The sequence below is a fragment of the Paraflavitalea speifideaquila genome (assembly GCF_032395985.1).
Taxonomy (GTDB): Bacteria; Bacteroidota; Bacteroidia; order Chitinophagales; family Chitinophagaceae; genus Paraflavitalea; species Paraflavitalea speifideaquila.
This window is the reverse complement of record NZ_CP135920.1, coordinates 4,755,568-4,777,644: the sequence shown is the minus strand read 5'-3', so window position 1 is coordinate 4,777,644 and position 22,077 is coordinate 4,755,568. Positions and strand designations below refer to the sequence as shown.

Here is a 22,077-nt window from a genome sequence, read left to right as displayed (position 1 = left end):
GCAACGTTGCCTGGTCTATCCTTGTCAGGGAGGCATAAATACCCGTTATGATACGCTGTACCCTCGTATTACTATTATTTTCAACAGTTGTTGCCTGTAAAAAGGGAAAGGTAGAAAAGGATGAGATACAGGAACCACTCGACCTCAATGTAGCCGATGAGATTGCCTACCTGGCAAAACTAAAGGCTGCCGGTGCTTTTCAACTTTTCCTGATGAAGACTGATGGCAGTGGGCTACGTACCCTTTTGGGCGATAGCCTCACCAATGAACCCCTGGCTGTTTCGCACGACGGCAATAAGTTCCTTTTTCAACCTATGATAAAAACAAAACGGGTCGGTTGTATGTAGTCGATAAAAGAGGGAGTGCCTGTATTATTGACCAGCGGCCTGAATGGATACAGCGCTATGACCTGGTCGCCGGATGATACTAGGATCTTATTCCTGAAATGGACCCTTGGTACGATTGCTGCTTCGGATGTATTTGTAATAGACAGTGATGGGAAAAACGAAAAACAGTTAACCACTGATGGCAGGAATTTATATCCCCATTGGTTTCCGGATGGCCGGAAGATCATTTACAATTCGAGGGGTAATACGCCCGGTGTTTTTGTGATGACGACCGATTGGAGCGGTTCCTGGCGTATTGGCCAGGTGGGAGCGGCAAATGCCAATCTGGTCATTTCTCCCAAAGGAGATAAAATTGCTTTTGCTTTTGACAGTCCGGGTGAAAACCGTTCACTCCTGTATGTCATGAATGCCGATGGTTCCAAAATAGCCTATGCCTGTTTGGTAGGAGACAATACGGAGATATTTGTAGTAAATCCTGATGGTTCCGAAAACAAACGCCTTACCAACACCAGGAAAATCGAATCCAACCCTGTTTGGTCCAAGGATGGCCGGCATATTGTATACCTGGCCAGTGATCCGGAGGTATACAATCCTGCTATTTATATCATGCGGGCCAATGGACATTCACCTACCCAGGTTTCCAAAACCGATGGATTTATTATGTTTCCAACCTATATCGCACAATAGCCATGAAAAAGAGAGGAGACACCTTTCTTCCGCGTCGAAAGCGAAAGGTGTCTCCTCTAAACAAAATTGAAGAGGTGACACCCTGCTGCCTCGAATAGCAGCGCGGCAGGGTGGCCCACCTTTTATTTATTTCACGCCAATCTCATCCACAAATAACCAGGCTTTGCTGCCCGATCCGGGTTTACCTTCGCTGATAATGCCATGGTTTTTTGCCACTACTTTGATGAAGCGGGCATTGGTGGCGGCAAAAGGAACAGTGATAGAAGCCATATTGTTTTCTTCCTTTTTCAGTTCACTGGTTTTACCCAATAACTCATAAGCTTTGCCATCAGCCGAAGCATATACTTCCACCCGCTGCGGAGGATAAACCCAACTGGGTTGCTGATCCAGTATGTGGATATTTACAGAGGATACAGATTGTTCCTTGCCCAGGTCGATCACCGCTTCCATATCCGGCCCTTGCCAGCCTAACCACTCATCAGAAGTAATGCCTTTGTCAGATCTTGCGCCATTAACAAGACCAAAAGTACCACCATTGCCCTGGCGGTTATCGGCCGTGGGCGTGCTGATGGTTACCTTCTTGCCGGTAGCCTTCGTAATGGTGAACTTTTGCCATACCCAGTTTGTTGGCTTGCCGTTTGCCAGCAGGGTACCACCCAACTCCGTATCCTTCGTTATCACAAAAGGTTTGGTGTAGGGCAATAAGGCTGTACCTGTTTTAGAAGGCGAGTAACTTATTTTCCCGTCAGTTGCCGCTGTTTGCAAGCTCCATACCACCCCATTGTTGTCTTTGTTTGGCGTAATGCTGGCTTTCAGGTCATAATAGGCCTTGCTGTAATTAGAACCCCAGAGGTCATATCTCTTGAACTGCGTTTGTAAGCGCTTTTCAAAACCGGGCCAGTTACGTTGCTCTTTAGGGCTCCACAATACTTCACTCAATGCCGTAGCACGGGGAAGATCATGTATTCTACCTTAGTGGGCGATTTCATGTATTCCGTCCACACATTGGCTTGTGCTCCCAATACATATTTGCCTTCCTCGGCAGTCAGTTCCTTGGGAATAGGCTCGTAATTGTACACCTTTTGTAAAGGAATAAAGCCGCCAATGGTAATAGAATCTTCATTTTTGTTTGCGAATAGTCAAAATACACATACGTAGTGGGCGTCATGATGACCTGGTGTTTTTGTTTGGCAGCTTCAATACCCCCTTTTTCTCCCCTCCAGCTCATTACAACTGCATTGGGGGCCAGGCCGCCTTCCAGGATCTCATCCCATCCAATCAACGTTTTACCCTTTCCATTGATGTACTTCTCCATCCGTTGTATAAAATAACTTTGCAGCTCATGCTCATCTTTCAGTCCCAGTTGTTTAATACGGGCCTGGCATTTGGGGCAATGTTTCCAGCTTTCCTTGGGGCATTCATCCGCACCTACATGCACATATTGAGCGGGGAATAAGGGAATCACCTCATCCAATACATCCTCCAGGAAATTAAATACGGTATCATTACCGGCACAGAATACATCATTAAACACCCCCAGGTTTCCTGTACTTTGTAAGGACCACCCGTACATCCCAGGTTGGGGAAAGCCGTAAGCGCTGCAGAAGCATGGCCGGGCATTTCAATTTCAGGGATCACCGTGATATAGCGTTTGGCAGCATAAGCTACTATTTCCTTTACTTCTTCCTGAGTGTAAAAACCGCCATAACGTATATTGTCATTACTCTTACCAGGATAACGGCCAACGATGGTACCGTTACGGTAGCCACCTACTTCAGTAAGCTTGGGGTATTTTTTGATCTCAATACGCCAGCCCTGGTCTTCCGTTAAATGCCAGTGGAAGTAATTCATTTTATGCAACGCGATATAATCAATATACTTCTTCACAAAAGGGATGGGGAAGAAGTGACGGCCTACATCCAGCATCAGGCCACGGTATTGAAAACGTGGGTAGTCCCTGATATTGACAAAAGGGATCTTTAAGGCAGCCTTTTTTCAACCGGTAATAGCTGCAACAATGTTTGCACGCCATAAAACGTACCGGCTTCATTATCGCCAGCTATATAAACCTGGTCTTTCTTCACCTGCATCACGTAGGCCCCTGGTATCGGATTTTCCATTTTCTCATAGTTGAGGTGGATGGCCCCAGGCGCATTTTTAGTGGTTATTTTCAGGCTGAACCCATATACCTGTTGCAGGTACTCATTTAAGAAATTGGCCGAATTTTCAAGGCCCGAACCATCCAATACGATGGCAGTATTCCTGGTAATGGTAAACTGACCAGCCAGTTTGGGCATTTTGACCTCTACAGGCTGTGGAATAATGTTTACCTGACTGTACAGGGCCGAACTACTGAGAAACATGGCAAGTGACAGGAGCTTTCGCATAGTGTTCATTTTGTAAAAAGGTGATGTTAGGTTTCCAAATGTAACCAATCTGAGGGGGTAATATGCAATAAGAACCTATAATTATTGTGCAATCGGTTGAGCGCAAATAAAAACACCTGCCGCTGGCGTTGGCCATGCTAGCGGCAGGTGTAAAATGACAGGGTGACTTGCCTTCCAAAGGCTTTCTTCGGCAAACTCCTGCATACGAAAGGTGAGTCACCCTGCAGCCCGGCAAAGCAGCGCGGCAGGGTGGCCCACCTTTAACAGGTATGACCAATTAATTCAACCCTATTTCAGCACCGGTAAAATGATATTGCTGCTATTGGCCGCATCATGGAAAATGCGGATGATAGCCTTTTGAAAATCGCTGTCATCAGCCTCATAAATATTCACAAACTTCTGCGGGTTGCGGTCTACCAGCGGAAACCAACTGCTTTGTACCTGGATCATGAGGCGATGCCCCTTTTTGAATGTATGTGCTACATCGGGCAGCTCAAACTTTACCCTTTCTGTTTTGTTGGGCTTGAATGCTTCCGGCGTTTCAAAACTGTTGCGGAAACGTCCCCGCATTACTTCACCCCTTACCAGCATCTGGTATCCACCCATGGGGTAAGCAGCGCCGGCATCACGTGCCGTACCAGGATAGGTAAAATCATCCGGAAAAACATCGATCAGCTTCACTACAAAATCGGCATCCGTACCCGAAATACTGGTCAGCAGGTCGGCTACCAGCGTGCCTCCCAGCATAAGATCTTCGGACAGGATGTCTGTTTGGAAGGTCAATACATCCGTTCTGCGTGAAGCAAACCGCTGGTCATCCGTCATATATTCACGGGTACGGTTGAAATGTACATCCTCTGTATAGGGCACCGGCCTGGCGGGATCACTGATGTATTCACTGAAACTGTTTTTGCCGGTGGGCTTGTCCCAACCCAGTTTACCATTGGGTTGCAGGTACAGTGCCTGATCTGCCTTATTGGCGGGTGGCCATTGTGCATATTGTTTCCATTGATTGGCCCCACTGAAAAAGATGGTGGCTTCGGCCAATTTGGAAATATCACCCTTACCCTTGAGGAAGTAATTGAAGAAGGGCAGTTCTATATTGTTTTGGTAATAATGAGAGGTGTTGGAGCCAAATTGCACATGCCCCAGTTTGGTACCATCCAGCCATGACCACTGTCCATGAAACCAGGGGCCCATCACTAATTTATTAAAAGCTGACGGAGCATTCTTTTTCTCGATGGCTTCATACAAGCGCCAGGCGCCAAAGCAATCTTCGGCATCAAACAAACCGCCCACGGTGATCATGGCGGGTTTAATATTGCCTACAAAGTTGCGGGGATTACGTGCTTTCCACCAATCATCGTGGTTGGGGTGTGCATAGAGGTCTTTCCAAAACTTGATACTGTCGCCCGTTAACCTCATAAAGTTCTTTAAGGCGCCAACACGCAAATACGTTTCATAATTATCATTTTCCGGTAACTGTAAAGCCTCTTTGGGTCCTACTGTGGTGGGCGCAGGACGGGGGTAACCAAAGCCGCCGGCATAAAAACTAAAGGCATCCATGAGCATAAAAGCACCATTGTGGTGAAAGTCGTCACCCATGAACCAATCGGTAACCGGCGCCTGGGGGCTTACTGCTTTCAGGGCTGGGTGACCACTCAGGGCGGCCATGGTGGAGTAGAAACCGGGATAGGAGATACCCATCACACCTACATTGCCATTCGTATTGGGCAGGTTCTTTACCATCCAATCGATGGCATCATACGTATCACTGGCCTCATCAATATCCTGGTTGGTTTTTTTGTCGGGATTGAAAGGCCGCACATCAACAAATGCCCCTTCACTCATCCAGCGGCCACGTACATCCTGCGTAACAAGGATGTAATTCTCCCGCGCATAGTGCCGCAAATGACTGACCCATAAGTTGGAGCGGAAATTGTTTTCTCCATAAGGTGCACAGGAATAAGGCGTGCGCATCAGCAGGATAGGATGTTTCTCCGTGGCATCCTTGGGAAGAAATACGGAGGTGAACAGTTTCACTCCATCGCGCATAGGAATATACAATTCCTTCTTGGTATAATTATCCCGTACCCAGGCCGAATCTTGAGCAACTTGTGGGCTCAGTTGGGCCTGGCAAGTAAAAAATAATAAGGCAATTGCTTAGGAAAAGGTGTAGTTTTCTCATGTAACCATTAATTTTAAAGTCTAATGTAACAAATGTTGCTCAACCCATAGTTGCCATTTATGCACCCACACCAACAACTCATCGAAAAATTCTATACCGCCTTTAGCCAGCTGGATGCCCCCGGCATGATCACTTGTTATCATGAGGAGGTTACTTTTTATGATCCTGTATTTGAGAACCTGAATGCAACAGAAGTAGCAGCCATGTGGACCATGTTGTGCAAGAATGCAAAAGGGTTTTCCCTGGTTTACCAGAAAGTGGAGGCCGGCAGTGAATATGGCAGTTGCGAATGGATAGCTACCTATACCTTTTCTGCTACTGGTCGCCAGGTTACCAACCATATCAAGGCCCATTTTAAGTTTCATGAAGGCCTTATTATTGAACATATGGACGATTTTGACTTGTGGAAATGGAGCCGGCAGGCCCTGGGATTCAAGGGCCTATTGCTGGGATGGAGCGGGTTTGTGATCAATAAAGTGCGCAAGACCGCCAGGGCAAACCTTAAAAAGTTTATGAACGCCAAATAGGTTGAAAGCCTTATGTTTACAACCTTAAAACGAGCGCCTTAGGGCGTATATAACCCGTTCATTCAAGAGAGATCTACCATTAACTATGTCAACCAGAAGAAAATTCTTACGCGCAACAATTACAGGTTCGGCCGCTGTATTATCAGCCAACTCTTTACTGGCTATTACCGAAACCAGCTATCCTGTTATCAAAGGAAACCCCATTGTTATCTCTACCTGGGATTTTGGCAAGGCTGCCAATGCCGAAGCCTGGAAAATACTGGCTGCTGGTGGCCGTGCCCTGGATGCAGTAGAAGCAGGTGTAAAAGTGCCGGAAGCCGATGAAAGCAACCAATCAGTAGGTTATGGCGGATTGCCTGACCGTGATGGGCGCGTAACCCTGGATGCTTGTATCATGGATGAACAGTATAATTGCGGTTCAGTAATGTGCCTGGAACATATTATGCACCCTATCTCAGTTGCCCGGTTGGTGATGGAAAAAACACCCCATGTGGTATTGGTAGGGGATGGCGCTTTGCAGTTTGCCCTGGCCAATGGGTTTAAAAAAGAGAACCTGCTCACGCCCGCATCAGAGAAAGCCTGGAAGGAATGGCTCAAATCCTCTAAATATGAGCCCGTGATGAATATTGAGAACAAACGCTATAATAAAGAGAAGGATCCCATGCCTGGCGGTATTAACAACCATGATACCATTGGCCTGCTGGCCATGGATACCAATGGCCATTTAAGCGGCGCCTGCACTACCAGCGGTATGGCTTATAAACTGCATGGCAGGGTAGGGGATTCGCCCATCATTGGGGCCGGCCTGTATGTAGACAATGAAATTGGTGCAGCCACCTCCACCGGTGTGGGCGAAGAAGTGATCCGCATCGTGGGGTCACACCTGGTAGTGGAACTGATGCGCCAGGGCCATAAGCCCGAAGCTGCCTGCAAAAAAGCGGTGGAACGCATCATCAGCCGCAGCCCGGAAAAGGCAAAGAAGATACAGGTAGGTTTCCTGGCCATCAATAAAAAAGGTGAATTTGGCGCCTATGCCCTCCAGCCTGGATTTACCTATGCAGTAAAGAGCGGGAAGGAAGAAACCATCTATAAAGGGAAGAGCATTTATTAATAGCTCATGGAACATTGTTTATTGAAAATGGGGCATTGAACATTTCCGGGTATGATATTTGCTCCATGTTCAATCCCTCATGATCCATGTTCAATGCACAACTTTCAATCCTCAACGATCAATGTCCAATTGAAAATAGCTATGTCAGAAAATATTGTTTTAGAAGTATGTGCTTTCAATATCCAATCCGCCCTTGTTGCACAAAACGTAGGTGCTGCCAGGGTAGAACTTTGTGAGAATCCCGTAGAAGGCGGTACCACCCCTTCCCATGGTACCATACAACGTACACGTGAGCGAATCAATATTGAATTGTATCCCATTATTCGTCCGCGGGCAGGTAACTTCTGGTATGATGAAGAGGAGTGGGCCATCATGAAAAAGGATATCCTGCTTTGCAAAGAACTGGCATGTGAGGGTATTTCTACAGGAGTGCAGTTGCAGAACGGCACCATCGATACAGAACGGTTGAAGCGCATCGTGGAGTGGGCCTATCCTATGGGCGTTACTTGCCACCGGGTATTTGACCGTACACCCGATCTATTCAAAGCATTGGAAGAAGTGATTGAATGCGGCTGTGAAAGAATATTGACCAGTGGGGGTAAAAGTGGAGCTCCTGATGCCACCGGTATCCTGGCTCAACTGGTACAACAAGCCAATGGCCGTATTACCATTATGCCAGGTGCTGGCATCCGGGCGGCCAATATCGAAAAACTCATCCGGGAAACGGGTGCTACCGAATACCATACATCGGCCAGGGTCAATGTTCCCGATGCTGTGACCTATCAAAATCCCGCTATCCTGGATAGCGGCCAGGTGGTCATTGCCAATGAAGAAGAACTGCGGCAACTGTTGGCCAATGCACAAAAATAAAGGCGGCCACTGAATAGGCCGCCTGTTCATACACGGCAGGTGTTGCGACCAGTACTATTGTTTTATGGCGTATAATTTTGCTTTGGTAATACCTCTTTTCTCATAACCGGCCCTGTTCATTTCAAAATGACCTTCACTTACTGCATTCAGGTATTTCTCAATACTTTCCATGCCCATCATTTTTCGGCGTTCATTGAGCTGTAAGCTGTCTTCTGTTGGCCTGGGGTAGGCCTGACAACTGTCTGTATTATAAGTTACCTGCGTGCCATACAATTGTTTCCGTCCCGTATTCATCCGTACCCGATCGGTGAGGTAGGCATAGTTTTGCGGATTGGCATTGCCCTTGTCTACCTGCTTTTTCATACTGGTCAATACCTTGTCCTGGAATGCAGGCCATTTATCACAATGCTGCGCCATCAGCCAAAAGTTAAATGATCCTTCTTTGCCTGCTACATCAAAACCCGGAAATCCATATCGGTTGAACATATTTTCCAGTATACCCTGCCCTTCGGCTATTTCTTCCATGGAATGATGGGCTTCAAAATCCGGGAGCCATTCAATGGCTTGTTGTAGGACGGTTATTTCCGGTACGGGCGAATAAATATGCAATAGGAAACCTTCCAGGATGGCTACCCGCTCCTGGTTATCGGCGGTGGCAAAAACCTTGCTATGTTCATAGTATGCTATACCCAAATGTACAGCAACTAAATGTTAATAAGTTTATGTTGCCTTTTACTGAACCCTGGGCAATTCCCGGCTGCCCTTCCCCAGGGGCAGGGTAGTTGCCTAATATGCGACGATTGGCTTTTTTGCCGATTGCACATAAAAAGGTGTTCGCCCTGGGCGAACACCTCATTCGTATTTTCAATTTCAATAATTCAGTAGCGTATTACTCCACTTTTGTGATCTTCAATACGTTGGTGGGCAGGTGCAGGTGTACAGGAACACTACCGGTATTTACCACTACATTGCCTGGCTTGATGAAGCCACGCTCCTTGAGGATATTGATCTGATCAAAAATGATATCATCCAGGCTTTCCTCTTCATCATAGAAAAAGCACGTACGCCCCAGCTTAAGCTCAACTGATTTACCAGCGTCTTTTCTTTGGTGAAAACGTATAACAATGATTGGGGCCGGTAGCTACTTAACACAAAAGCGGTATAACCACTTTGCGTCATACCTATCAGCGCATCGGCAGTAGTATCATTGGCCAGTTTACAGGCATTGTAACATACCGCATCACTCAGGAAAGAAGGAGAGTGGGGCTGAGGTTTCAGGTCTTCTTCCCGGTTATAACGATATTCTGTTTTTTCTACTTCCAGGATGATCTTACGCATGGTTTCTACTACCAGGGCCGGGTGTTTACCAGTGGCAGTTTCTCCACTCAGCATCACGGCGTCGGCGCCTTCCAGTACCGCATTGGCCACATCGGTGATCTCACTGCGGTTGGGTTTTACACGGTCAATCATACTTTCCATCATCTGCGTGGCTACGATTACCGGCTTAGCGCGGTGAATACATTTGCGGATGATATCACGTTGCGCCATCGGTACTTTTTCTACCGGCAGCTCTACGCCGAGGTCACCACGGGCTACCATCACACCGTCAGACTCTACAACGATATTGCGAAGGTCAACCAGGGCCGATGGCATTTCTATTTTGGCAATAACCTTGCTTTTGCTGTTCCTTTCGGCCAGCCTGCGCTTCAGGTCCACAATGTCTTCTGCTTTGCGTACAAAAGAGAGCGCTACCCATTCTACTTCCTGATCAATGATGAAGTCCAGGTCTGCAATATCTTTCTCTGTCATGGCAGGCAGGGATATATTGGTATCGGGTAGGTTTACCCCTTTCTTTGGCAGCAGGGTGCCGCCATAAGTTACCCGTACTTTCACATCGCCCGACTTGGTGATCTCTGTCACCACTACTTCCAGCTTGCCATCATCGATCAATATTTTATTGCCTACTTCCACATCCTCATGCAGGTTGGGGTAGGATACATAAATCCTTTCTTTATTACCAACTACCTTTTCTTTAGAGGTAAAGGTGAGAATATCGCCTGGTTCAATGGGCAGGGCGCCATTTTCAATTTCTCCTACGCGTAATTTAGGGCCTTGCAGGTCGGCCAGGATGGCAATATTATAAGGCTCTTTGGTATTCATTTCCTTGATATAGGAAATGATCTGTGCCTTGTTTTCATGGGTGCCATGGGAAAAGTTCAAACGGAAAATATTCACCCCCGCTTTCACCAGTTCCAGTAATTTTTCATAGGTATCACAGGCGGGCCCTACAGTAGCTACGATCTTGGTGCGGTGCGTAATATGTTCAATACCCGCTTCCTTATCCATTTCATTATGCAGGTATTTCGAAAGGTCTCTTGCCATGTTTGTTGGGATTACTTGATTTACAAATTCATATTTTCAAAAGCGATGAGCCATAGTATGTAAGCTGCAAGCTGCAGGCAATGACGTCGATCCATTGCCGGTTCACGACTGCCGGTGGCCGATTTGCCGGTACTGTTTCGATTTAGCTAGCCAGGATCTTGACAATCTTCATCCATTCATCACTGATCTTCTGCTTGGATTTAACGGCTTTTTCCAATAAGGTATATTGCATCCGGTTATTCAGTATGCCTACCATTACATTGTGACGGCCTTCGAGCAGGCATTCCACGGCCGAATAACCCATGCGGCTGGCAATCAAACGGTCCAAACAGGTAGGAGAGCCACCTCGTTGGATATGTCCCAGGATACACAGGCGGGTATCAATATTGGGCAGTTTTTCTTTGATCAATGCCGATACCTGCTCACCACCGCCAAATTCATCGCCTTCTGCCACTACCACCATATTAACCAGCTTTTTACGGCGCTCTTTTTCCTGGAGTGAGTGGATCAGCTCCTCCATATCAGTTTTACGCTCGGGAATGAGAATATGTTCGGCTCCTGTGGCTATACCGCTATGGAGGGCAATATAGCCGGCATCGCGTCCCATCACCTCAATAATGAAAAGGCGGTCATGGGCATCGGCCGTATCCCGGATCTTGTCAATGGACTCTACAGCAGTATTTACCGCCGTATCAAAGCCAATGGTGAAATCCGTTCCGGCAATATCTTTATCAATCGTACCGGGAATACCGATACAGGGAATATCAAATTCGCGGCTGAATACATCGGCTCCACGGAAGGAACCATCACCACCAATGATCACCAGGCCGTCAATGCCCAGGTCTTTCAGGTTGTTATAGGCCTTCTGGCGGCCCTCTTTTGGAGAAATTCTTTACAACGGGCAGTTTTCAGGATCGTACCTCCCCGCTGAATAATATTGGCTACACTACGGGAATGCATGGGAATTATGTCATTTTCCACCATACCAGTATAACCACGCATGATGCCGAATACTTCCAGTCCATAATAAATACCCGTTCTTACAACGGCACGAACAGCGGCATTCATCCCTGGCGCATCGCCGCCAGAGGTCAGAACACCGATTTTTGTCACCTTTTTGCCATGAATTGGTTCAGTTAGTTATTTTTTAAGAAAATCTCCAAATTAATGCAAGAAATATTGATAATCAGCCTCTCTTTTTTTAAAATGCGGCCCAAAAATAAGGTTTTAGTTTGATACACGAACGGCAGCCATTGATGTCTGAAAATCAGTAATCTTGTCCTAACAAATCGCCAGGTATGGTTAAAAAATATATTATTTCAGCTATGACTTTTGCAGCGTGTGCTACTACTTTTGGGCAAACTACTTATCCGGCAACTAAAAAAATAGACCATGTAGATGATTACCAGGGAACAAAGGTAGCCGATCCCTACCGCTGGTTGGAAGATGATAACAGTGCGGAAACCAAAAACTGGGTGGAAGCACAGAATAAGGTGACTTTTGATTACCTCAATAAGATACCTTACCGTGGGCAGATGAAAAAGCGGATCGAAGAGGTTATTAATTACCCACGATATTCCTCCCCGACCGCAATGGAGGTTATTTCTACTTCTATAAGAATGATGGCCTGCAAAACCAGGCGGTATTGTATCGCCAGAAGGGCCTGGAGGGTACTCCCGAACTGGTTATGGACCCCAATAAGTTATCAGCAGAAGGCACCACACAGCTAACCAATTTTGACCTGTCGAAAGATGGCAAATATGCCGTATGGGGTATCTCAAAGGAGGCTCCGATTGGCATACCTATTATGTACGCGATATGCTTACGGGCAAAGACCTGGCCGATTCTATTTTGTGGGTAAAGGTATCTGGCGCTTCCTGGCAAGGGAAAGGTTTTTATTACAGCCGTTATCCGGCCCCCGAAAAGGGAAGGAACTCTCGTCCAAAAATGAAAACCACCAGGTTTGGTTCCATACGGCAGGCTCTTCACAGGAGCAGGACGAACTGGTGTATGAGGACAAAGCCAATCCACAGCGTTTTCATGGCGTTTATGTTAGTGAAGACGAACGGTTTGCCTACTTGTACATTAACGACCGGGGTAAAGGTTTGCAGGGGAATGCCTTGTATTACCGGGACAATAAAAGCGGAGATAAGACTTTCAAGCCCATTGTAGCCGATGTGGGCCAATTCCGGTACAGCCCCATTGACAATGAGGGTAATAAAATATTGCTCTTTACCAATGATGGCGCCAAAAATAACCGCATCCTGCTTTTTGATCCGGCCCATCCCGCCCGCGAAAACTGGAAAGAGATTGTAGCAGAAAAACCAGCGCCTTTGCAGAATGCAGGTACCGCAGGTGGCCACCTGTACCTGCGTTACCTGAAAGATGTAACTACCCGCGTATATGAATACGATTATGCCGGCAAACTCCTCAAAGAGATCAAATTGCCCGGCTTAGGCACCGCTGGCGGATTCGGTGGGTATAAGGACGACAAGTTTGTATTCTACACCTTCAACTCATTCACATTTCCACCAACTATCTATAAATATGAAATTGCTACGGGCATTAGTACTGTATTCAGGCAACCAGAGCTTTCCTTCAATCCGAATGATTACGAAACCAAACAGGTATTCTATCCCAGCAAAGACGGTACTAAAATACCCATGTTCATCGTATACCGGAAAGGGCTCAAATTAGATGGCAGCAATCCTACCATGTTGTATGCCTATGGAGGTTTTAATGTCAGCTCCCTGCCCGGGTTTAGCGCTTCCCTGATCCCCTGGCTGGAACAGGGCGGGGTATATGCCCTGGCCAATTTGCGTGGCGGCGCCGAATATGGCGAAGCCTGGCATGAGGCCGGTATGCGCTTCAAAAAGCAGAATGTGTTTGATGACTTCATTGCCGCTGGCGAATACCTCATTCAGCATAAATATACTTCCAACCAACGGCTTGCCATCCGTGGCGGTTCCAATGGAGGGCTATTGGTAGGTGCTGTTATGAATCAACGTCCCGACTTGTTTAAGGTGGCTATTCCGCAGGTTGGTGTAATGGATATGTTGCGCTTTCATAAGTTCACCATTGGCTGGAACTGGATTGCCGAATATGGCAGCAGCGACAGTACAGCCGACTTCAAAAACCTCTACGCATATTCCCCTTTACACAACCTGAAAGCTGGTGTGACCTATCCCGCCACGCTCATTACTACAGCCGATCATGATGACCGGGTAGTGCCTGCCCATTCCTTTAAATATGCGGCCACCTTGCAGGAGCAACACAAAGGTGCCAATCCCGTCATGATCCGTATTGATACCAATTCGGGCCATGGCGCCAGCAATACGGCCAAGAATATTGAAACCATTGCAGATATCTATTGCTTTATATTCACCAATATGGGGTATATGCCAAAGTTTAAGCATGGTAATGGCGGCGAAGGTAAGAAAGGATTCTAATGAATAGCCGGGTAGCGGGTAGTCCCGAAAGTTTTCGGGACCACTCACTTCTTTTATATTTGCTTCATGAAGGTACTCATCACCGGAGCAAATGGTTTATTAGGACAACATTTATGCAGCTTGTTGCTACAAAAGGATATGAGGTTATTGCCACCGGCAAAGGAGATGCCCGCTTGCACCTGGAAGGGTGGGGACAACAGTATGTTTACCATCCCCTGGATATTACAGATGCTATTGATGTACAAACTGTGTTGAGCAGTTTTCAGCCGGATGTGGTGGTACATGCGGCGGCCATTACACAGGTGGATGAATGTGAGTTACATTCCGAAAAATGCGAACGGGTAAATGTTACCGGCACTTCCCAGGTATTGGTGGATGCCGAAATATATTGCAAGCATTTTATCTACATTTCCACAGACTTTGTATTTGATGGTGAGCAGGGCGATTATAAGGAAGAGGATGACCTGAAACCCATCAGCTATTATGGGTTTACCAAAATGCAGGCCGAAGCCATTACAGAAACCAGCACCATTCCCTGGGCCATTGTGCGCACCTGCCTGGTATATGGAAATACTTTACAAGGCACGCGCAGCAACATTATTACCTGGGTAAAAGATAGCCTCGAAGAAGGTAAAACCATTAAAGTAGTGGCCGATCAATGGCGCACGCCTACCTACGTGGAAGACCTGGCCCTGGGCATCCTGCTTATCATTGAGAAAAAGCCACCGGCATTTTTCATATCTCCGGTAAGGACCTGCTTACCCCCTACGATATAGCCCTGCAAACTGCCAATCTGTTCAACCTGGATAAAAGCCGTATTGAAAAAGTAGATGCGTCTACCTTTAAGCAACCTGGCAAGCGGCCACCAAAAACAGGGTTTGCCATCGGGAAGGCGAGGAGAGAGCTGGGTTATGAACCAATGTCTTTTGAGGCAGGGATGAGGAGGATGTTTGGGATCCGCTGAAAGGTTGGAAAATTTACAGGTTAAAAGCTTCACAGGTTGAAAAGTTGATAAGGCCTCATTACCTTGTCAACCAGCCAACACCCGTCAATATGAAGATCTGCTTTTTATACATAGCTTTCCTTATTACAATACCTTCCACTGCTCAGGATAGCCTGGCTACAAAGCGGTATGCCCAACAACTAATAAAAGCCTATCCTGATTGTATTGTCGGAATTCAGAATAACTATGTTGTATTTAAGAATGGCGTGCGCTTATTGTTTGATGATGGGAAATTCAAAACCCTGGCCCAGCAATATGCTGCACCTGATATAGAAGATCAGTTGCGGGCGGTATATATGAAAGGAAAACACCCAGACCGGCTGAGCTGGATGATCCCGGAAGGATCAGGAATGATTCTTTTTAAGGTGATGTATGGCGCTACACCTGCAGCAGTAAAAGAAAACCTTGTTACTATCACCTGGCTTCCTGCATCAGCCAATCAAACCTTGCGGGTATCCCGTATCAATGGGGTAGATAAAAGATGCGGGCCATTTCCGATGAACTGGAAAAGCTGCCCCCGGCCTTGCTGCCCTATGTGCAACAGGTGGCTGGTACTTTTACCTGGAGGGTGATAAAAGGTACCAACCGCTTAAGTACCCATAGCTTTGGAATTACGATCGACATCAATACCAGTTTTTCCAATTACTGGCAGTGGGACAATAAGACTACCGACGAAAGCGTAAAGATCCCCAACTATATCAATAAGATACCCTGGGAAATAGTGGCCATTTTTGAGAAACATGGCTTTATATGGGGAGGCAAATGGTACCATTACGATACCATGCACTTTGAATACCGGCCCGAGTTACTGGTCAATTAACGCCCCCTGCTTACCAGCCTTCCTGAGCATTATTTACTTCAATGATGCGTGGATGATGCGCAATGGCGGGTTCTGATACGATCTTCCAAATAGAGAATTTGAGCTTTGTACCTGGTGTTCTTAAGTTGCCAGGCAAATTGGTAATGATCACACCCGAGCCACAACTGGGATAATAGGAAGATAACATGCCTATTGTAGGAGAGCAAAGAAAATCCGATTTCAGATAATCCGGCTTATTGATCAGGATAGCGGTAGAATCACCACCTTTAAAGAGTACAGTGCCATAAACTGTTTCATGTTCTTTTGTTCCCTGTTCTTTATCCTTTTTACAGGCCAGTAGTACAATCAGGCAGCAGACGATGATCAGGGTAGATATTTTCATCATGTGATTGGGGGTATTTAAGGTGTGACAAGTTGATTTAAGGGATCGTTGCAGGGAATTGTTTGTTTTGAGAAAAATCAATCACTGGTCGTTCCATACCACCATCCTTTGCCGCCTCTATGCCTCATTACCTCCTGGCCGTTACTCCGCTATGCGCCTTTCCAGGAATACTTCCGCTATCATACAACGCGCACTGCCACCGCCATTGGTTTCAATGGTAGAGAGCGGAGCATGAATGATCCGGTTATAACTACGCAGCCTGTTTACCTGCTCCGGGGTCAATGAATGGTAAGCCTGTGAGCTCATCACCAGCAGGGTTTCTCCCTGGATACTGGCTATTTGCAACATATTGCCGGCAAACCGGTTCAACTGTTCCAGGGTGATTTCGATCAGTTCCTTGCCCGATTGGTCGATCGTATTGCGGATCAATTCCCGCTCTGCTGCCTGCGGTAAGGCATCCATACATACCACCACATAACGGTCGGCCACACACATCACTACATTGGTATGGTAAATAGCCTGCCCCTTCCCATCCACTGCATCAAATACCAGGGGTTGATAATCCATGGCCCGGCACCATTCCTCCAGGATACCTTTATCCGTACGGGGGCTTAGGCAGGCATAAGCAATTTTCAAATCCCTGTCCAGCACCATACTACCCGTGCCTTCCAGGAAGCGTTCCTGCTGCTCAAAGTGGGTGAGGTCGTACGTGCGCTCTACAATAAAGCGTTCCTGTAATTTATCTAATACATGCGGTTTGCGTTCCTGCCGGCGATTAACGGCAAACATAGGATAGAGGCATACCGTTCCATCGGTATGAAAAGAGATCCAGTTATTGGGAAAGATGGAATCGGGGGTATGTGGTTGCGGCGTATCCGGTACTACGATCACATCCACACCATTGTTGTGCAGGGTGTGTACAAAACCATCAAACTCTTCCTGCGCTCTTTGTTGCGCTTCAACATCCTGACCCGGTACCTGGAAGGCATTATTAACGGCCGTCTCGGCATTAAAGCCAAAATTGACCGGGCGTATCATGAGTATATAGGGGTTATTGACATATTAGGATTTGTTTAAAAAATAAGAGTGTGAAACAAAGGTCCGGAAGTCCGAGAGTCCGCTAGCCGGAAAGACTCAAAGACTGTTTTACTTTCGGACTTTCCGACTTGCGGACTCTCGGTCTTTCGGACTGTTCTGTATTGCTTTCCTATTTTACTGACTTTCCGACTTCCCAATATCTTCTCTCACCAATGGCATACTCATACAATGGAATCCTCCGCGTGCACGCGATAGTTCGGCAGATGGCATCAGTATAACCGTATTTTCCATATCGGATGGATGGATCATTCCCTGCTCAAACTGATCCAGCAATTCCTTTACCGGTATCACAGAAAAACCTGATTCCCGGAAAGCTTCTACCGTTTTATCATTGCGGTCATAACCCAATACCACCCCTTCTCTTAGTGCCAGCAGGTTACAACTATCTGTCCACTGCTCCCGTGTATCGAAAGGGAATTTATTATTACCCGAATAGATGAACTTGATCTTGCCTTCACAACCCAGGTCATTGCGGCTGATATCGGTCAGCAATTCTTCCAGGTTGTCGAAATACTTAGGATCATCAATAGATTTCTTGCGGAACTGGATGATCTTGATCTTCTCATCTTTTTCAATCCACCTTCCAGTATACGCTCTACGGCATCATTATCTTCATGTTTCATTACTTTTTTTAGAAAAGGCGCCCAGCATAACCCACACATCACGTTTTACCTGTGTAAATACAGTGTCAATATGCATGTAGTCGCGCTTTTTAGGTATCTTGATCACCGTGATCTTTTTTACAATGTTCTTTTCAAACAACATGTTGATCACCTGGTGGGCCGCTTCCATGCTGGTACGTTCACTAACTCCTACCAACAAATGGTCTTTGCTTACCACCATTACATCACCTCCTTCCAGGGTTACCTTTTTTTCATCTCCATCCCGGGGCAACAGGAAATGGTGAAAAGTATCTGGTATTTCCAGTATGTTTTCCCGGTAACGTTCAAACAAGGGGTGATTGAAGAAGATATATTTGGCCAGTAGGGCTTCCCGCGTACGTGCTTTCTTGGCCGGTTTATTCAGTAACACATGGTCATTGATCACGATACCAATATCACGCGTAAAGATAAAGTTGGGGATGGGGGAATAAGAGCTCATCGCCTGCCAGCGTACCGCTGATAATTACTTTGGACAATTGCGCGGGTGGAAGTTCCAATAATTGGGTTTGCGTAGTATAGGAACATCCTTCCACGGCACATACGGAAGCTACCAGTTTGAGACGGATCTCATGGTCTTCCAGCACTTCGGCCAACAGCCATTCCAGTTCTATTACTTTCTCACTGCGAAAGAAGGCCGGTTTCTCTGGCTTGTAAAAGTTGCGTTTGTTATCGGGCGCATCTATCTCCTGCAACTGGCCATGAATTTTATCCGGGTCCAGGAAATACAACAATACTTTGGTGTAATAATCATACTCCTTGCGGCGGATGGTTTCCAGGTGAACAATATCTTCAAATAACCAGTCCTGTGCTTTGGAGGGCACTACCCGGCCAAGGCCGCTATCGGGACTATGTACCAGCAATCGTTTTAAAGTACCTACTTCGGATGTAACGTGTAAAATGGTCTTGTCTTTTTTTAGTCATATAGGCAAAATTGATCTGTCGTTCAGAAAAATGGGCATTCAGATGATGGGTATGAGTACAGGTAAGAGAAGCTAACCCGGGATATAATAATTAACCGGCAGCAATAGCTGCGCAACCAAGGGAGTAAAAGAGGTGAATAGCTTCATAAGAGGGCCAAAGATAAAGGATTTCTGCCGGGAGTCCATGAATATAATGGCATGGTTTTGATTATCAGCAAATTAAGTGCTACTTGCATTCAAGCAGTGGATAGCTTGCTGTAAGGTTAAGCTGGCTACACCTGCCTGTGAATGGTTACATTGAAAGCTCTGTAATAAAAAAGGACCGTTGTTCAAAAACAACGATCCCTTTACAAAGATGCCAATCCACGAGCCTATTGATAAGTTACACTTAATGTAATAGGCACACTTAATGCTTTGGATATAATACAATTGGCTTTAGCGCCTTCGGCAATTTCATTGAATTTATCGGCAGCCAGGCCATCAATAAGCGCAGCTTTCAATTCCAGGTGAATACCATTGATCTTTAGTCCCACCATATCCAGGTCGAGGATGGCATTCGTATCCAGATCGCCAGGAGTAAAACCGGCTTGAGACAGCACTGCACTTACCGCCATGGTAAAGCAACCAGCATGTGCGGCGGCCAGCAATTCTTCGGGATTGGTACCTACACCTTCCTCAAAACGGGTTTTGAAGGAATACTGTGTTTTGTTCAATGTAGTGCTTTGTGAAGTGAGTGCACCTTTACCTTCTTTTAAAGTGCCATTCCAATGGGCGGTTCCTGTACGTTTCATAATTAAATGGTATTTGAACGTTAAATGAATAATTCCGTAAGAAAATGTTGTGCCAGCTTTTAGCCTGGCGGCATTGATAAGGAAAACATAAAGCTACGGCATTTAGTTTAAGATATAGCCGGGATCACCTGGTATACACAAGGGACACCATGATTTGAACAACGAACCACCGCTTTCTTCCATGCCAACATAACTTACTGAATGGCCAGTAAGCTATACGTAGGAACTACCGGTTATCATTAAATTGACAAAACATTCATATACAGCATTCATACAATGACTATTTCCCAGGCATTGCAGCCATTGTACGGAATTGAAATCCGTTTCTTTTATCCATTAAACTTTTAGACAAATGAAAAAAATGTTCTTAGCGATTACCGCTTCCTTTTTGCTTGTAATTATTGCAGGCTTTACCGTGCATCATACTGCTGCTGGCAAAAAACGCCTTAAAAATCAAAAGACAATGGTCCTGTCTGGATCAATTGCAATAGGGGGTATGTAAATGCCTGCGACTATGTAGAGCATTATTATGTAGTAGATGGTGAGCCCGGTGATACGTATTCCTGGGTTTGGGATCCTGCCCAGCCCGGTCTTCCCAATGTATACCTGGGTAATAATAATTATGCGGATGTACAGCTAAGTGTGGGCGATAGGTTGATAGTAAGGGTTAATTCCTTGTATTATGGGGAATATGACTATTGGGATACGGCTGCTCCTTGTGAGTAAAATACCGCATCCTGATCAGGGAAAGCAATATGCCACCTTCCCCAATGTATGAAGGCTGTATTGTTATTATAAAACCTGCTCCCTGGGCAGGTTTTATAATAAACGACCTTGTTTATTCCGTTACTTTAAAAAGGTTTTCCCACTGATCACTCCCTCCGCACTATACCCCTGCAATAGGCAAGTAAAACGTCCGTTGAGGTCATTGGTCGAAAACTGCAGGGTGGCTTCCCCTTGTTCATCTGTCAGTACCTTATACGTCCAGAATAAAGTAGACATTACTTCTGGTACGGTGGGATTGAATTTTTCATAATCCGCTACATAAAACTCTTTGGGAGCCCGAAAAGAAAGATGTTCGGTAATTATGGGCAATCAGGTGAAGGCTGCTTTTCCCTGGCGTACCTATTTCTATTTGGAAAGTAGTGTCTTCAATGATCGATTCTTTCAGGTGTAAACTGTATCCTGTTGCTGCTACGGGCGGGAATTGATAGACCAGTAGCCGGGAATTATCTTCAATTTGCAGGGTATACACCTTATTTTGTTGCGGTAGCCAACTGATAATGCCTGAACCGGATAAGTCGGTTTGAAAAGCAACAATAGGCGTACCGTTGGCCAGTACCTGTCCCTTGGTAGCAATGGGAATACCTTGCCCATTCTTAATTTCAATAGCTGTTTTTGAAGCATGGCCATGCACCAGGCTACCACTTTCGGGATACAGCCTGATGAAGGCAGCATCCTGAAACAAAGGCACTTCAGTTTGGATACTTTGTTTTCCTTTTCACGGGTTATCGTGGCCTGCAATTGCACCCGTTTGCCCAAAACTTGTTGACGTAACAGGCCGAAATGCACTTCTCCAAATGGATTGATCTTTTGCTTACCCGTTTGTAGGGTTACCCCTGCCGTCCGTAGTACATAAGAAAGTTCACCACCGCTGGCCAACCCGCCATAACCGGTCAACACTTTGTAAGTTATATGTACTGAATCTTCAACAGGCCGGGAACTGCTCACTGTTGATAGGGGGAGAGTTTAAAGGTGGTTGATTCACTGGCCTTGATACTAATGGGTTGCTGGAAAACGGCTTGTTGTGGATGGTTGAAATAGCTATTAATAGATCGGGCGGTTGCTGGCTGGCAGCATATTGGGTAAGGCTCGAATCAAGGGCGTACAAGATGGCTAGGTCCTGTTGCTGCTCCTGCACTTGCGCCCGGACAGTGCCTGTGAGAAAGCACAAAAAAATAACAATAGGTAAGGATAAAAGCTGCCTTAGCATTCGTTGGTTAAGATATTAAGAACTAAAATACGAAGCCTTACCCATAAATAAGCGACTGTCGTTTACAGATTATTAACCTGGTTTGTTCCTGGAAAAGCCGGAACCCGTAGGAGCAGTATAAAGTATGGTGCGTTGACTTAGTGATGTGGGAAAGCCGGCATTTCGCGTACACTGATCTTTTGCCATCTATAATGCTTTGGTTCAGCGCCATGATGGCCTGCCTGGCCTGTGTTTCTACTGGCATATCTACCACTGCATGCCCTTTTGACCGGCCATTGAGTTTATCTTTGATCACTTCTGCCGCATCAACAATGCCAAAAGCGGCAAATAATTTCCTGATATCGGAATCAATAACATTCAGGGTGAGGTTATGTACCTGGATAATCATACTATTAGTGTTTGTGGTATCGGGGATTTCTTTTGTAAAAGGAGGCTAAGGGCTTAACTATTTTCATACATA

General features: G+C 46.1%; 21 protein-coding genes and 5 pseudogenes. 11 read left to right on the top strand and 15 right to left on the bottom strand.

What is annotated here, in order from left to right; genetic code table 11:
* Positions 1–47 precede the first annotated feature (47 nt).
* Both RS881_RS32900 and RS881_RS32895 read left to right on the top strand, forming a co-directional pair.
* Positions 48–347, top strand: a complete 300-nt coding sequence (locus RS881_RS32900) for a hypothetical protein (RefSeq protein ID WP_315814622.1) — start codon at positions 48–50, stop codon at positions 345–347.
* Between the two features lie 15 nt (positions 348–362).
* Positions 363–1,034 (top strand): TolB family protein, encoded by a 672-nt coding sequence (locus RS881_RS32895; protein WP_315814621.1) that lies wholly within the window; start codon positions 363–365, stop codon positions 1,032–1,034.
* Between the two features lie 126 nt (positions 1,035–1,160).
* On the opposite strand, the gene RS881_RS32890 is transcribed toward RS881_RS32895, so the two are convergent.
* From RS881_RS32890 to RS881_RS32875, 4 genes and pseudogenes are all read right to left on the bottom strand, one after another.
* Entirely contained in the window at positions 1,161–1,973 is an 813-nt protein-coding gene (locus RS881_RS32890) for a discoidin domain-containing protein (protein WP_315814620.1), read from the bottom strand.
* Positions 1,970–2,960 (bottom strand): annotated as a pseudogene (locus RS881_RS32885) (beta-N-acetylhexosaminidase). Before RS881_RS32885 ends, RS881_RS32890 begins: the two are co-directional and overlap by 4 nt.
* A 53-nt stretch (positions 2,961–3,013) precedes the next feature.
* The gene (locus RS881_RS32880) at positions 3,014–3,421 is read right to left on the bottom strand and encodes a glycoside hydrolase family 20 zincin-like fold domain-containing protein (protein WP_315814619.1); all 408 of its coding nucleotides are present in this window, start codon (positions 3,419–3,421) and stop codon (positions 3,014–3,016) included.
* A 288-nt stretch (positions 3,422–3,709) separates the two neighbouring features.
* A complete protein-coding gene (locus tag RS881_RS32875; protein WP_315814618.1) occupies positions 3,710–5,476 on the bottom strand; it encodes a CocE/NonD family hydrolase in 1,767 nt (588 codons plus the stop codon).
* Between the two features lie 192 nt (positions 5,477–5,668).
* On the opposite strand from RS881_RS32875, the gene RS881_RS32870 reads away from it, so the two are divergent.
* From RS881_RS32870 to RS881_RS32860, 3 genes are all read left to right on the top strand, one after another.
* A complete protein-coding gene (locus RS881_RS32870) occupies positions 5,669–6,136 on the top strand; it encodes a nuclear transport factor 2 family protein (protein ID WP_315814617.1) in 468 nt (155 codons plus the stop codon).
* Positions 6,137–6,221: 85 nt separating this feature from the next.
* Positions 6,222–7,247: a glycosylasparaginase gene (locus tag RS881_RS32865; protein WP_315814616.1), complete on the top strand. Its 1,026-nt coding sequence runs from the start codon at positions 6,222–6,224 to the stop codon at positions 7,245–7,247.
* Positions 7,248–7,388: 141 nt separating this feature from the next.
* Positions 7,389–8,117, top strand: coding sequence for a copper homeostasis protein CutC (locus tag RS881_RS32860; RefSeq protein ID WP_315814615.1), 729 nt, complete (start codon positions 7,389–7,391; stop codon positions 8,115–8,117).
* A 54-nt stretch (positions 8,118–8,171) separates the two neighbouring features.
* On the opposite strand, the gene RS881_RS32855 is transcribed toward RS881_RS32860, so the two are convergent.
* The 3 genes and pseudogenes from RS881_RS32855 to pfkA form a co-directional block, all read right to left on the bottom strand.
* Positions 8,172–8,810 (bottom strand): DUF6624 domain-containing protein, encoded by a 639-nt coding sequence (locus RS881_RS32855; RefSeq protein WP_315814614.1) that lies wholly within the window; start codon positions 8,808–8,810, stop codon positions 8,172–8,174.
* Between the two features lie 270 nt (positions 8,811–9,080).
* Positions 9,081–10,499 carry a pyruvate kinase gene (gene pyk, locus RS881_RS32850; protein ID WP_315814613.1) on the bottom strand — a complete coding sequence of 473 codons (1,419 nt, stop codon included), beginning with the start codon at positions 10,497–10,499 and terminating at the stop codon, positions 9,081–9,083.
* A gap of 142 nt (positions 10,500–10,641) precedes the next feature.
* Positions 10,642–11,567, bottom strand: a pseudogene (gene pfkA, locus RS881_RS32845) (6-phosphofructokinase).
* Positions 11,568–11,797: 230 nt separating this feature from the next.
* On the opposite strand from pfkA, the pseudogene RS881_RS60260 reads away from it, so the two are divergent.
* From RS881_RS60260 to RS881_RS32810, 5 genes and pseudogenes are all read left to right on the top strand, one after another.
* Positions 11,798–12,377, top strand: a pseudogene (locus RS881_RS60260) (prolyl oligopeptidase family serine peptidase); the annotation flags it as partial.
* Positions 12,353–13,948, top strand: coding sequence for a prolyl oligopeptidase family serine peptidase (locus RS881_RS32825; protein WP_315814612.1), 1,596 nt, complete (start codon positions 12,353–12,355; stop codon positions 13,946–13,948). The pseudogene RS881_RS60260 and the gene RS881_RS32825, both read left to right, overlap by 25 nt.
* A gap of 66 nt (positions 13,949–14,014) precedes the next feature.
* A pseudogene (locus RS881_RS32820) lies at positions 14,015–14,912 on the top strand (SDR family oxidoreductase).
* Between the two features lie 89 nt (positions 14,913–15,001).
* The gene (locus tag RS881_RS32815) at positions 15,002–15,523 is read left to right on the top strand and encodes a hypothetical protein (protein ID WP_315814611.1); all 522 of its coding nucleotides are present in this window, start codon (positions 15,002–15,004) and stop codon (positions 15,521–15,523) included.
* The gene (locus RS881_RS32810) at positions 15,475–15,771 is read left to right on the top strand and encodes a M15 family metallopeptidase (protein WP_315814610.1); all 297 of its coding nucleotides are present in this window, start codon (positions 15,475–15,477) and stop codon (positions 15,769–15,771) included. The genes RS881_RS32815 and RS881_RS32810 overlap by 49 nt, the downstream gene beginning before the upstream one ends.
* Positions 15,772–15,781: 10 nt before the next feature.
* Here the strand turns inward: RS881_RS32810 and RS881_RS32805 are convergent, their stop codons facing one another.
* From RS881_RS32805 to RS881_RS32785, 5 genes and pseudogenes are all read right to left on the bottom strand, one after another.
* Entirely contained in the window at positions 15,782–16,156 is a 375-nt protein-coding gene (locus tag RS881_RS32805; protein WP_315814609.1) for a hypothetical protein, read from the bottom strand.
* 138 nt (positions 16,157–16,294) lie between these two features.
* On the bottom strand, positions 16,295–17,191 hold the full coding sequence (ctlX, locus tag RS881_RS32800) for a citrulline utilization hydrolase CtlX (RefSeq protein WP_315814608.1): 897 nt from the start codon (positions 17,189–17,191) through the stop codon (positions 16,295–16,297).
* 174 nt (positions 17,192–17,365) lie between these two features.
* Positions 17,366–18,352 (bottom strand): annotated as a pseudogene (locus RS881_RS32795) (arginine deiminase family protein).
* A complete protein-coding gene (locus RS881_RS32790) occupies positions 18,309–18,773 on the bottom strand; it encodes an amidinotransferase domain-containing protein (RefSeq protein ID WP_315814607.1) in 465 nt (154 codons plus the stop codon). Before RS881_RS32790 ends, RS881_RS32795 begins: the two are co-directional and overlap by 44 nt.
* A 431-nt stretch (positions 18,774–19,204) precedes the next feature.
* The gene (locus RS881_RS32785) at positions 19,205–19,624 is read right to left on the bottom strand and encodes an OsmC family protein (protein ID WP_315814606.1); all 420 of its coding nucleotides are present in this window, start codon (positions 19,622–19,624) and stop codon (positions 19,205–19,207) included.
* Positions 19,625–19,976: 352 nt separating this feature from the next.
* Between RS881_RS32785 and RS881_RS32780 the strand changes: the two genes are divergently transcribed.
* Complete coding sequence (locus tag RS881_RS32780) at positions 19,977–20,126, top strand: hypothetical protein (protein ID WP_315814605.1); 150 nt, start codon at positions 19,977–19,979, stop codon at positions 20,124–20,126.
* Positions 20,127–20,470: 344 nt separating this feature from the next.
* On the opposite strand, the gene RS881_RS32775 is transcribed toward RS881_RS32780, so the two are convergent.
* The 3 genes from RS881_RS32775 to RS881_RS32765 form a co-directional block, all read right to left on the bottom strand.
* The gene (locus RS881_RS32775) at positions 20,471–20,626 is read right to left on the bottom strand and encodes a hypothetical protein (RefSeq protein WP_315814604.1); all 156 of its coding nucleotides are present in this window, start codon (positions 20,624–20,626) and stop codon (positions 20,471–20,473) included.
* Positions 20,627–20,654: 28 nt separating this feature from the next.
* Positions 20,655–21,092 (bottom strand): hypothetical protein, encoded by a 438-nt coding sequence (locus RS881_RS32770; RefSeq protein ID WP_315814603.1) that lies wholly within the window; start codon positions 21,090–21,092, stop codon positions 20,655–20,657.
* A 562-nt stretch (positions 21,093–21,654) separates the two neighbouring features.
* Positions 21,655–22,005 carry an RNA recognition motif domain-containing protein gene (locus tag RS881_RS32765; protein ID WP_315814602.1) on the bottom strand — a complete coding sequence of 117 codons (351 nt, stop codon included), beginning with the start codon at positions 22,003–22,005 and terminating at the stop codon, positions 21,655–21,657.
* Positions 22,006–22,077: the final 72 nt, after the last annotated feature.